This window comes from Streptococcus dentapri (assembly GCF_042649885.1).
Lineage (GTDB): Bacteria > Bacillota > Bacilli > Lactobacillales > Streptococcaceae > Streptococcus > Streptococcus dentapri.
In genome coordinates, this window is the sequence record NZ_JBHSAC010000012.1 from 1 (window position 1) to 12,471 (window position 12,471).

8 protein-coding genes and 1 pseudogene are annotated in these 12,471 nt (G+C 40.8%); 6 read left to right on the forward strand and 3 right to left on the reverse strand.

The window, feature by feature from the left end; translation table 11 throughout:
- Window positions 1-217: 217 nt before the first annotated feature.
- From nrdF to nrdH, 3 genes are all read right to left on the reverse strand, one after another.
- A complete protein-coding gene (gene nrdF, locus ACFOSE_RS01455) occupies window positions 218-1,183 on the reverse strand; it encodes a class 1b ribonucleoside-diphosphate reductase subunit beta (RefSeq protein WP_380429551.1) in 966 nt (321 codons plus the stop codon).
- 120 nt (window positions 1,184-1,303) lie between these two features.
- The gene (gene nrdE / locus ACFOSE_RS01460; RefSeq protein ID WP_380429554.1) at window positions 1,304-3,463 is read right to left on the reverse strand and encodes a class 1b ribonucleoside-diphosphate reductase subunit alpha; all 2,160 of its coding nucleotides are present in this window, start codon (window positions 3,461-3,463) and stop codon (window positions 1,304-1,306) included.
- A gap of 101 nt (window positions 3,464-3,564) precedes the next feature.
- Window positions 3,565-3,789 (reverse strand): glutaredoxin-like protein NrdH, encoded by a 225-nt coding sequence (gene nrdH, locus ACFOSE_RS01465; RefSeq protein ID WP_380429556.1) that lies wholly within the window; start codon window positions 3,787-3,789, stop codon window positions 3,565-3,567.
- A gap of 363 nt (window positions 3,790-4,152) precedes the next feature.
- Here nrdH and ACFOSE_RS01470 point away from each other — a divergent pair.
- The 6 genes and pseudogenes from ACFOSE_RS01470 (at window position 4,153) to ACFOSE_RS01495 (ending at window position 12,361) form a co-directional block, all read left to right on the forward strand.
- Window positions 4,153-6,334: pseudogene (locus ACFOSE_RS01470) on the forward strand (aconitase family protein).
- Window positions 6,334-7,452 carry a citrate synthase gene (locus tag ACFOSE_RS01475; RefSeq protein WP_380429559.1) on the forward strand — a complete coding sequence of 373 codons (1,119 nt, stop codon included), beginning with the start codon at window positions 6,334-6,336 and terminating at the stop codon, window positions 7,450-7,452. Before ACFOSE_RS01470 ends, ACFOSE_RS01475 begins: the two are co-directional and overlap by 1 nt.
- 1 nt (window position 7,453) lies before the next feature.
- On the forward strand, window positions 7,454-8,629 hold the full coding sequence (gene icd / locus ACFOSE_RS01480; protein WP_380429561.1) for an NADP-dependent isocitrate dehydrogenase: 1,176 nt from the start codon (window positions 7,454-7,456) through the stop codon (window positions 8,627-8,629).
- 183 nt (window positions 8,630-8,812) lie between these two features.
- Entirely contained in the window at window positions 8,813-9,076 is a 264-nt protein-coding gene (locus ACFOSE_RS01485) for a phosphocarrier protein HPr (RefSeq protein ID WP_019775469.1), read from the forward strand.
- Between the two features lie 2 nt (window positions 9,077-9,078).
- Complete coding sequence (gene ptsP, locus ACFOSE_RS01490) at window positions 9,079-10,812, forward strand: phosphoenolpyruvate--protein phosphotransferase (RefSeq protein WP_380429565.1); 1,734 nt, start codon at window positions 9,079-9,081, stop codon at window positions 10,810-10,812.
- Window positions 10,813-10,930: 118 nt separating this feature from the next.
- Window positions 10,931-12,361 carry an NADP-dependent glyceraldehyde-3-phosphate dehydrogenase gene (locus ACFOSE_RS01495; protein WP_380429567.1) on the forward strand — a complete coding sequence of 477 codons (1,431 nt, stop codon included), beginning with the start codon at window positions 10,931-10,933 and terminating at the stop codon, window positions 12,359-12,361.
- Window positions 12,362-12,471: the final 110 nt, after the last annotated feature.

Here is a 12,471-nt window from a genome sequence, read left to right on the forward strand (position 1 = left end):
TCCTGTAGAGTACAGAAAACTGGCCGCATAAATGTGTTTTTCTTCTGTCCCATTATGTGGGTGCAGTGCCTTTAGTCCCAGCCTCTTTTAGTTTGAAGATAAAGTCCTTGTTTGGGATCGCTTCGCTCGCACGATATAAGAGAAATTAAAGTTGAAATTTGCAGAGCTAAAAAATTTTTACATTGAGGAAATGGGATTGTCTACACTCTTTTTGATTTTATTTTTGCATTCCCATAAGATAATCTTCATCGTACATAGCTTCAACAGAACCAAGCAGGTAACCATTCCCTACTTGTGAGAAAAAGTCGTGATTGGATGTTCCTGTTGAAATACCATTCATAACGATTGGGTTGACATCGTCAGCGGTATCAGGGAAAAGGGGATCTTGTCCCAGATTCATCAGGGCCTTGTTGGCGTTGTAACGCAGGAAGGTCATAACTTCCTCGGTCCAACCCACACTGTCATATAGTGTTTGTGTATAGAGCTCTTCGTTTTCATAGAGTTGGTAAAGAAGATCATACATCCAGTCGCGGAAGTCGTTTTGTTCTTCTTCGCTCAATTCGTTGAAAGCAAGTTGAAACTTATAGCCAATGTATGTTCCGTGAACTGATTCATCGCGGATGATGAGTTTGATTATTTCAGCTACGTTTGAAAGTTTATTATTACCCAAATAGTAGAGCGGTGTAAAAAATCCTGAATAGAAAAGGAAGGTTTCTAGGAACGTAGAAGCCACTTTCTTTTGCAAAGCATCTCCGTTTTCATAAATTTCATTAATAATTTTAGCCTTCTTTTGCAGGTATTCATTGGTATTAGTCCATTCAAAAATCTCTTCAATTTCTGATTTGGTATTGAGGGTTGAAAAGATGGAAGAATAAGATTTGGCGTGGACAGATTCCATGAATTGGATATTGTTAAGCACAGCTTCTTCGTGCGGAGTACGTACATCGCCGCGAATAGCTTCTACACCTGATTGGGATTGCATGGTATCTAACAATGTCAGACCGCCAAAGACCTTACCCACAAGGTCTTTTTCTTGGTCTGATAACTTGCGCCAATCGTCCAAGTCATTTGATAGGGGGATACGAGTGTCCAACCAAAATTGCTCAGTCAATTTCTCCCAAGTTGACTTATCAATTAAATCCTCGATTTCGTTCCAGTTAATGGCTTTATAATAGGTTGTCATGTTTGTCTCCTGATAGAGGGTGCGTTTATTCTAAAATTTATTTTTGCTTGTCCCTTTGCTTGGTGATAATTATGGAGAGCGAGGCCCGCCACTTTTATAAAAATATCAAAGAATAGTTCGTTAGATGACACAGCTTTCGCATTGGTTTGAACCAACTTCTTCGCCATCATCAGTGAAGGTGCGGACATAGTAGATTGATTTTACACCCTTGTTGAAGGCGTAGTTACGAAGAATTGAAAGATCCCGTGTTGTCTGCTTGCTTTGGGTTTTCCATTCGTAAAGTTCTTTTGGCAATTCACTGCGTAAAAAGAGTGTCAATGATAAGCCTTGATCGACGTGCTCAGTCGCCGCTGCATAAACATCGATGACCTTACGCATATCCATATCATAGGCAGATGTGTAGTAAGGAATGGTGTCAGTTGAAAGTCCATTCGCAGGGTAGTAAATTTTACCAATTTTCTTTTCTTGGCGTTCCTCAATACGTTGAGTGATAGGATGAATAGATGCTGAACAGTCATTGATGTATGAGATGGAACCATTCGGAGCCACAGCCAGGCGATTTTGATGATAGAGACCATCTTGCATTACTGCTTGACGGAGAGCTTCCCAGTCCTCTGCTTGAGGGATGAAATGGTCTTTGAATAATTCTTTGATACGATCGGTTTTTGGTACAAATTGACCGGTCACATATTTATCAAAATAAGTGCCGTCAGCATATTTTGACTTTTCAAAACCAACGAAAGTTTCATGACGCTCTCGTGCGATATTGTTTGATTCAACCAAGGTCCAGTAGTTCATCAACATGAAATAAATATCAGTGAACTCTATAGATTCTGGACTACCATACTCAATATGATGGGTAGCAAGATAGGAATGTAGTCCCATAGCTCCCAATCCAAAGGTATGGGCTTGCTCATTTCCATACTTGATAGAAGGCACGGCATCGATACTTGATGAATCTGTTACAAAAGTAAGAGCACGGGTCATAGCCTTGATTGAACGACCAAAGTCAGGTGAGGTCATCATGTTCAAAATGTTAGTTGACCCCAAATTACATGAGATATCAGTTCCCAAAGTGAGATATTCTTGGGCATCATTGAGGACGCTAGGTGTTTGAACTTGGAGGATTTCTGAACATAAGTTGGACATGATAATCTTGCCATCAATTGGATTGTGACGGTTAGCAGTGTCCACGTTGACGATGTAAGGGTAACCTGATTCCTGTTGCAATTTAGAGATTTCAGTTTCCAAATCCCGTGCTCGAATCTTAGTTTTCGTGATGTTGGGATTGGCCACTAGCTCATCGTACATAGATGTAATATCAATGTAATTAAAGGGCTTACCATATTCTTTTTCAACCGTGTAAGGACTAAATAGATACATGTCTTCATCCTTGCGGGCCAATTCATAAAATTTATCAGGGACGGTTACACCCAGAGAAAGGGTTTTGACGCGTACCTTTTCATCTGCATTTTCTTTCTTGGTAGAAAGAAAATTGAGGATATCTGGGTGGAAAACATTGAGGTAGACAACCCCTGCTCCTTGGCGTTGACCGAGTTGATTTGAGTAAGAGAAGCTATCTTCAAAAAGCTTCATGACAGGAACAACCCCAGAAGCTGCTCCGGCATAACCCTTGATAGGTGCACCAGCTTCCCGCAAGTTGTTGAGGCTGATACCAACTCCGCCGCCGATACGAGATAATTGCAGAGCTGAATTGATTGAGCGACCGATTGAATTCATGTCATCTGTCACCTGAATCAGGAAACAAGACACCAATTCCCCACGGCGGCTACGACCAGCATTTAAGAAAGAAGGTGTCGCTGGTTGATAGCGCTGGTGGATCATTTCGTTTGCTAAATCCTTTGCCAGTTCTTCATTACCATCAGCGAAGTAGAGGGCATTGAAAAGTACACGATCTTCAATACTTTCGAGATAGTAGCTGCCATCATTAGTCTTGAGGGAATACTGCTGATAAAATTTATAGGCTGCCATGAAGGATTGGAAGCGGAAATCTGTTGCGTGAATTTCTTGAGAAAGTTCCTCGATAAAAGCTGGTGAATATTTACCAATAAAGGCGGACTCAATATAGTCGTTTTCAATCAAGTAGTTGATTTTATCAGTAATAGAATCAAAAGGCATCGAATTGGGGTTGACATTCTCTAAGAAGAAAGCCTTAAGGGCTTCTTTATCCTTATGAAGTGGAATCTGCCCATTGACTGGACGGTTTATTTCATTATTGAGGCGGAAGTATGATACATCGCCTAGATCTTTAAGACTCATAATTGTTCCTTTTTATCTAAATAATATGATGAAAAAAGCTAAAACTGCCAAGTAGTTGAATAACTACTTGGTCAGTCCTTGTGATATTGATTGAGAGTAGCTTAGACAATCTCTTTCAATTTAGCAGGCTGAAAACCTGAAAAAGTAATTTCTCCAGCTTCAATAACAGGAGCAGCTGTGAAACCTAAACTCTTGACATAATCAACTTTTTCCGGATGTTCATCAATATTAATTTCTTCAAAATCAGCACTGTTTTGCTCCAAGAACTTCTTAGTCATCTTGCATTGCATACAATTGTTTTTTGAAAATAGGGTAATTTGTGACATGTAATCTCTCCTAAAATTTAATACCTTATAAGGATACCCAAAATAGATTTAAAAATCAAGAGATTTCACTCGAAAAACCACAATATTTTGTGGCAGATAAAACAGACTCCCCCAATATATTGTGGTAAAAAGCTGCTAAAAAATAAGGGAAAAATCAAGTGAAATAAGGGATCTGTCACTTTTCTAAGTTAAAAAAATGGATGAATTTCTTTCTATAAAATGGAGAGAGATGATGATAATCTCGCAATAAGATTTTTCAGTTATTTAATGTTATGTTTTATAACATATTAAATGTAAACAGATTGACTTTTCCAAAAACAAGAATTATAATGTTATATAATATAACATTATAGGAGGGTGCTTATGGCAGACTATAGAAAGACCCTAACATTTAATGATAAATCTTATATTTATTATGATTTGGAAGGACTGACTCGAGATAAGGGCATTGATTTAAGGAAACTTCCCTATAGCTTAAGGATTTTGCTAGAAAATCTTTTGCGTAAGTTGGATGATGTTGACGTTACTAAAGATAACATTGATGCTATTTTAAAGTTTCCCAGTATTCCCCAAAATTCAGAAATACCTTTTAAACCTAGTCGTGTCATTCTACAGGACTTTACAGGGGTTCCAGTAGTCGTAGACTTGGCGGCCATGCGTGATGCTGTTGTTAATAATGGTGGAGAAGCTGATCTCATCAATCCGGATATTCCAGTGGATTTAGTTATTGATCACAGTGTCCAAGTCGATTATTTTGGATGTGATACGGCCTTAGAAGATAACATCAATATGGAATTTAAACGCAATAATGAGCGCTATGAATTTTTGAAATGGGCAGAGAATTCCTTTGATAATTATCGAGCCATACCGCCAGCAACCGGTATTATCCACCAGGTTAATATCGAGTTTTTGAGCGATGTCATCATTGAAAAAGACGGTCTGCTTTATCCTGATTCCATGTTTGGGACAGATAGTCATACAACCATGATTAATGGCATAGGCGTCCTTGGCTGGGGAGTAGGTGGAATTGAAGCAGAGGCAGCCATGCTCGGTGAAGCCTCTTACTTCCCTATTCCAGAGGTCATTGGTGTGAGATTGATGGGAAGTATGCCTAAGATTGCAACGGCGACGGATCTCGCACTGAGGGTCACCCAGCTTTTGCGTCAAGAAAATGTTGTTGGTAAATTTGTCGAATTTTTCGGTTCAGGAGTAGGAACGCTCAGTCTAGCAGATCGTGCCACTATTGCCAATATGGCACCTGAATATGGTGCGACCTGTGCATATTTTCCTATTGATGATGAAACGCTCAATTATATGCGCTTGACCAACCGCGATGAAGAACATATCGGATTGAGTGAGGCTTATGCCAAGGTTAACCATCTTTTTTACGATAGTCGGTCTCAAGCGACCTATACTAAGATTGTTGATCTTGAGTTATCGAGTGTCGGGCCTAGTATTTCTGGTCCCAAACGCCCTCAGGACTGTATTGAACTCAGTCAAGCTAAAAAGGAATTCACGGCTAGCATCAGCAGAAAAGAGGGTGTTCGTGGTTTCGGCCTACCGGCAGATGAGCTAAATAAGAAAGCCGTTGTCGTCTATGAGCAAGGAGAAGAAGAGATTGCGACTGGACACGTTGCAATCGCTGCTATTACTAGTTGTACCAATACCTCTAACCCCTATGTGCTCATGTCGGCTGGTTTCTTAGCGAAAAATGGAATCAGATTCCAACAGAAAAAAGTAAAGTTTATCATTGGAATCAAGAATCAACCTATATCCAAAATCCCCCTTATTTTGAGGAGTTGGATGCGGAATTGATCATTAAACCCTTAACTAACCTATCTGTTTTAGCCAAGTTTGGTGATACGGTCACAACGGATCACATCTCACCGGCTGGGAACATCGCTCGTAATAGTCCTGCGGCTGAATACCTCAATCAGCATGGCGTGTCTTATGAAGACTTCAACTCTTATGGTAGTCGTCGTGGCAATCACGAAGTCATGATGCGAGGAACCTTTGCCAATATTCGCATCAAAAATGAATTGGCCGATGGTAAAATCGGTGGTTATACTAAGTATAAGGGCAATTTAACCAGTATCTATGACGCAGCTATGAGCTATAAGGCTGATAATATAGGCAGTTTAGTTATTGCAGGTAAGGATTATGGTATGGGCTCCAGTCGTGATTGGGCAGCCAAAGGCGCTAGCCTTCTAGGTGTCAAGGCCGTCCTAGCTGAAAGCTTTGAACGTATTCATCGTTCTAATCTGATTATGATGGGAATTCTTCCCCTGCAATTCCTTGATGGAGAAACAGCAGATAGTATGGGCTTGACTGGTTATGAGACTTATGATATTCACTTGTCATCAGAACCAGATATCAAGAGTTGGTCACTGTCACGGCACATACTTCAAAAGGTGATAAAGTTTTTCAGGCATTAGCTCGCTTTGATGCTGCTGCTGATATTCGCTACTACAAGAATGGCGGTATTCTACCAATGGTAGTCCGCAAGAAATTAGCCTCATCCCAAATACAGAAAGGAACAGATTGATGACTGAAGAAAGTGGTTTAAAAGATTTAATAGTCTGTCACACAAGGATTAGCTCCATTAGTGATGACCAGTTATCCTATGCAGGCTACAATATTTCAGTACTCATGGATAATCGAGCGAGTTTTGAAGAAGTCATCTATCTTCTATGGAATTTGCATCTGCCAACTCAGATTGAACTCAAACACTTTAAGGCGAGACTTCGAGCTAATTATGCCATTTCTGATGCCGTGGAGCAGTGCATTCTCATTCAATCCCGTAAACACTTACATCCAATGAGTGTGTTGCGCTCAACAGTCAGCCTCCTAGGGGTTTATAATGTGCATGCCGAAGAAAATTCTATTGAAGCAACATATGAGCAGTCTATTCAGCTTATGGCGAAAATGCCTACCATTATTGCCGCGTTTGCCAGATTGCGTATGGGGTTGAGTCCGATTGAACCTCGTGAAGATTTGAGTTTTGCGGCCAACTTCCTCTACATGTTAAATGGTGAGGAGGCAGCTGATTTAGAAGTAGAGGCTCTGAATCGTGCGCTTATTTTGCATGCTGACCACGAGCTCAACGCTTCTACTTTTGCAGCGCGAGTCTGTGCTTCAACGTTGGCTGATATCTATTCCTGTGTGACGACAGCTATCGGAACGCTCAAAGGCCCTCTGCATGGTGGGGCCAATGAACGTGTTTTTGATATGTTGAAGGAGATCAAAGAGCTGGGAGATGCCCAGTCCTACCTGCAGGATAAATTGGACTCTCAGGAGAAAATCATGGGCTTTGGCCATCGGGTTTATAAAACTCAGGATCCTAGAGAGAAATATCTCAGATTTATGGCTAAGGAGTTGACGGTTGGTACAGAAAACGAGATTTGGTACAAACTTTCACGTGATGTTGAGGATTATATGAAAAATGCCAAGGGACTGATTCCCAATGTCGATTTTTATTCTGCCACGGTTTATCATGTTTTGGGGATTGATAGCAGTATTTTTACGCTTATTTTTGCCATGAGTCGAGTATCGGGCTGGATTGCTCATATTCAAGAACAACAGAAGAACAATAGGCTCATTCGTCCGCGTTCGCAGTACATAGGTCAGTCTGATTTGGAATATATTCCATTGGAGAGGAGATAGTATGTCAGATAAACCAATAGTTGAAAATGGTCAGTTGCAAATTACGGATAATCCGATAATCGTCTATATTGAAGGAGATGGCGTTGGTAAGGATATCTGGCCCAACGCTCAAAAAGTTTTTGATGCAGCTGTTCTTAAAGCCTATAACGGGCAGAAAAAAATAGACTGGCAGGAAGTTCTAGCCGGCAAGAAATCTTTCGACCAAACAGGGCAGTGGCTGCCAGATGATACCTTAATCAGCATCAAAGAAAATCTAATTGCTATCAAAGGTCCTTTGGAAACACCTATCGGTGGAGGAATTCGCTCGTTGAATGTTGCACTGCGCCAAGAGTTGGATTTATATGCCTGTGTCCGACCGGTTCGTTATTTTAAAGGGGTTATTAGCCCGCTTAAGAATCCAGAAAACACTGATATTACCATCTTCCGTGAAAATACGGAAGATATCTATACCGGTATTGAATGGGAAGCCGGTAGCAATGAAGTAGCCAAGCTCATTGATTTTTTGCAAAATGAGATGCAGATGCAAAAGATTCGCTTTCCTGAAACCAGTAGCATCGGTATCAAACCCATTTCTATCGAAGGTAGTCAACGCTTGGTTAGCTCAGCTATTGACTATGCTCTTGATAAAGGTTTGCGCAAGGTTACCTTAGTCCACAAAGGAAATATTCAAAAGTTTACCGAGGGAGGCTTTCGAAAGTGGGGCTATGAACTGGCTCAACAAGAATACAGCACCGAACTAGCTCAAGGAAAACTGATAGTTGATGATATTATTGCGGACAATTTTTTACAGCAGATTCTCTTAAATCCCCAACGCTTTGAAGTAGTTGCCCTAACAAACCTCAATGGAGACTATGCTAGCGATGCTTTAGCAGCTCAAGTTGGTGGTATCGGTATTTCTCCTGGTGCTAATATCAATGATCAGACAGGCCACGCTATTTTTGAGGCAACTCATGGTACAGCACCTGAGATTGCCGGTAAAAATCTAGCCAACCCCTGCTCGGTTCTACTCTCAGGTGCCATGATGCTATCCTATATGGGTTGGCAGGAGGCAGCAGATTTGGTTGAAAAATCCATTGAAGCAGCCTTTTCTCAGTCTTGCTTTACAGCAGATCTATCTGAGGGTGACGGGCTCACAACAAGTCAGTTTACTGATGTCTTATTAAGCACGTTTAAATAGCCATAGTTTTGAGTCTTTTTATTGAGAATTATTGCAAAGAAAGAAGAGGAAAAGAGTTTCCAAAATTTCTGTAAAATCAGTTTAAGCCTTGAAAATGATAATTTGATGTGATATAATTTCATTTTGTAAGGGTTATCATGAGATAATTCAAAAATATTTACAATAGAAAAAAGGAGAACCACTATGGCTTCTAAAGATTTCCACATTGTTGCAGAAACAGGTATCCACGCACGTCCAGCTACATTGCTTGTGCAAACTGCTAGCAAATTTGCTTCAGACATTACTTTGGACTACAAAGGTAAATCAGTAAACCTTAAATCAATCATGGGTGTTATGAGCCTTGGTGTTGGTCAAGGTGCTGATGTTACGATTTCAGCTGAAGGCACAGACGCAGACGATGCAATCGCTGCTATTGACGAAACAATGACAAAAGAAGGATTGGCATAATTATGACAGAGATGCTTAAAGGAATTGCAGCATCAGACGGTGTTGCTGTTGCTAAGGCATATCTATTAGTTCAACCGGATTTATCATTTGAGACTGTATCTATTACAGACACAAATGCAGAAGAGGCTCGTCTAGACGCTGCTCTAGCAGCATCTCAAGACGAGCTTTCTCTTATCCGTGAAAAAGCTGTAGATAGCCTAGGTGAAGAAGCTGCAGCCGTATTTGATGCACACTTAATGGTTCTCTCTGACCCTGAAATGGTCGGACAAATTAAAGAAACGATTCGTGCAAAACAAGTCAACGCGGAATCTTCCCTTAAAGAAGTGACAGACATGTTCATCACTATCTTTGAAGGTATGGAAGATAACCCATACATGCAGGAGCGTGCGGCTGATATTCGCGACGTTTCAAAGCGCGTTTTGGCTCATTTGCTGGGTGTTCGTTTACCAAACCCTGCTGCTATTGATGAAGAATCAATTGTTATCGCTCATGACTTGACTCCTTCAGATACAGCTCAGCTCGATAAGAAATTTGTTAAAGCTTTTGTAACCAATATCGGTGGTCGTACAAGCCACTCTGCTATCATGGCACGTACTTTGGAAATTGCTGCAGTGCTTGGTACCAACAATATTACTGAGGTCGTTAAAGATGGTGATGTTGTGGCTGTAAATGGTATCACTGGTGAAGTTATCATCAATCCAACTGGTGAGCAGATTGCTGAATTTAAGGCGGCTGGTGAAGCTTATGCTAAACAAAAAGCTGAATGGGCTCTCCTTAAAGATGCGCAAACTGTCACTGCTGATGGTAAACATTTCGAATTAGCGGCTAATATCGGCACACCTAAAGATGTTGAAGGTGTTAATGCTAATGGTGCTGAAGCTGTTGGTCTTTATCGTACAGAATTTCTTTACATGGATTCTCAAGATTTTCCAACTGAAGATGAACAATATGAAGCTTATAAGACTGTACTTGAAGGTATGAATGGTAAACCAGTTGTGGTTCGTACCATGGATATCGGTGGGGATAAAGAACTTCCTTACTTCGATCTTCCAAAGGAGATGAATCCATTTCTTGGTTTCCGTGCCTTGCGTATTTCTATCTCTGAAACTGGAGACGCTATGTTCCGCACACAAATTCGTGCTCTTCTTCGTGCCTCGGTTCATGGACAATTACGTATTATGTTCCCAATGGTTGCTCTTCTTAAAGAATTCCGTGCAGCTAAAAAGGTATTTGAAGAGGAAAAAGCCAACCTCAAGACTGAAGGTGTTGCAGTTGCAGACAATATTCAAGTTGGTATCATGATTGAGATTCCAGCGGCAGCAATGTTGGCTGATCAATTTGCCAAAGAGGTTGATTTCTTCTCAATTGGTACCAATGATCTTATCCAATACACAATGGCTGCTGACCGTATGAATGAACAAGTATCTTATTTGTATCAACCATATAATCCATCAATTCTTCGCTTGATTAACAATGTTGTCAAAGCTGCTCATGCTGAAGGTAAATGGGCTGGAATGTGTGGAGAAATGGCCGGTGACCAAACAGCCGTTCCCTTGCTTGTTGGTATGGGCTTGGATGAGTTCTCAATGTCAGCAACTTCTGTCCTTCGTACACGTAGTTTGATGAAGAAACTTGATACGACTGAAATGGCAGAATATGCTAACCGTGCATTGACAGAATGTGCAACTATGGAAGAAGTTCTTGAACTTGGTAAGGAATACGTCAATGTCGACTAGTTAAATTTATAGAAAGGATCGAGATGCTTTTCTCGGTCTTTTTATTATCCGTAGCAGATATTGGAAAAATACTAAAAAAGTGATAGAATAAGTTTATCATGATATAAAGGAGAACCAGATGACAAAACAATATAAAAACTATGTCAATGGTGAGTGGAAGCTCTCACAGGATGAGATTAAGATTTATGCTCCTGCTACAGGTGAAGAACTTGGATCAGTTCCTGCGATGACTCCAGAAGAAGTTGATTATGTTTATGCTTCTGCCAAAGCTGCACAAAAAGAATGGCATGCCTTATCTTATGTGGAACGTGCAGAATATCTTCATAAAGCAGCAGATATTTTAGTACGTGATGCTGAGAAGATTGGTGCTATTCTTTCAAAAGAAATTGCTAAGGGTTATAAATCAGCTGTCAGCGAAGTTATTCGTACAGCTGAAATTATCAATTATGCAGCAGAAGAAGGACTTCGCATGGAAGGTGAAGTGCTTGAAGGTGGAAGTTTTGAAGCAGCTAGCAAGAAAAAAATTGCCATTGTTCGTCGTGAACCAGTTGGTTTGGTTCTAGCTATTTCCCCATTTAACTATCCAATCAACCTTGCCGGCTCTAAGATTGCTCCGGCTTTGATTTCAGGAAATGTTGTTGCCCTTAAGCCACCAACGCAAGGATCTATTTCAGGACTTCTTTTAGCAGAAGCTTTTGTAGAAGCAGGTATTCCTGCTGGTGTCTTCAATACCATTACAGGTCGCGGTTCGATTATCGGTGACTACATTGTGGAACATGAAGCTGTCAACTTCATCAATTTCACTGGTTCAACACCAATCGGTGAAAAAATTGGTCAGTTGGCAGGGATGCGTCCAATCATGCTCGAACTCGGTGGTAAAGACTCAGCCATCGTCCTTGAAGATGCTGATCTTGAAATTGCAGCTAAGAATATTATCGCTGGTGCCTTCGGTTATTCGGGTCAACGTTGTACAGCTGTTAAGCGTGTTCTTGTTATGGAAAGCATAGCAGATGAATTGGTTGAAAAGATTCGCCAAAAAGTTCTTGACTTGACGATTGGTATGCCAGAAGAAGATGCGGATATCACGCCTCTTATCGATACTAAGGCGGCGGACTTCGTTGAAGGCCTTGTTAACGATGCTAGCGAAAAAGGAGCAGATGCACTTACTGAAATCAAACGTGAAGGCAACCTCATCAGCCCAATCCTCTTTGACAAGGTAACAATTGATATGCGTCTGGCTTGGGAAGAACCATTCGGACCTGTTCTCCCAATTATCCGTGTGAAGTCTGTTGAAGAAGCCATTGAAATCTCTAATAAATCTGAATATGGATTGCAAGCATCTGTCTTCACTAAAAACTTCCCATTGGCCTTCAAAATTGCTGAAGAGCTTGAAGTGGGAACTGTTCACATCAATAACAAGACACAACGTGGTACAGATAACTTCCCTTTCCTTGGTGCTAAGAAATCTGGTGCCGGAACGCAAGGTGTGAAATACTCTATCGAAGCTATGACGAATGTTAAATCAACTGTATTTGATATTGCTAAATAGTATAATAAAAGAGGCTGGGACAAAAGTCCCGCCTTTTTGTTATGGCTTCGAGCCAGTTTTTCTCGTAGAGAAAAACAATAAAACCACCAGCTATGCTGGTGGCTGCTAAG

Bases quoted from the DNA above. Each gene is read 5' to 3' on its own strand.
- nrdF (WP_380429551.1), bottom strand. From the start codon at position 1,183: ATGACAACCTATTATAAAGCCATTAACTGGAACGAAATCGAGGATTTA.
- nrdE (WP_380429554.1), bottom strand. From the start codon at position 3,463: ATGAGTCTTAAAGATCTAGGCGATGTATCATACTTCCGCCTCAATAAT.
- nrdH (WP_380429556.1), bottom strand. From the start codon at position 3,789: ATGTCACAAATTACCCTATTTTCAAAAAACAATTGTATGCAATGCAAG.
- ACFOSE_RS01475 (WP_380429559.1), top strand. From the start codon at position 6,334: ATGACTGAAGAAAGTGGTTTAAAAGATTTAATAGTCTGTCACACAAGG.
- icd (WP_380429561.1), top strand. From the start codon at position 7,454: ATGTCAGATAAACCAATAGTTGAAAATGGTCAGTTGCAAATTACGGAT.
- ACFOSE_RS01485 (WP_019775469.1), top strand. From the start codon at position 8,813: ATGGCTTCTAAAGATTTCCACATTGTTGCAGAAACAGGTATCCACGCA.
- ptsP (WP_380429565.1), top strand. From the start codon at position 9,079: ATGACAGAGATGCTTAAAGGAATTGCAGCATCAGACGGTGTTGCTGTT.
- ACFOSE_RS01495 (WP_380429567.1), top strand. From the start codon at position 10,931: ATGACAAAACAATATAAAAACTATGTCAATGGTGAGTGGAAGCTCTCA.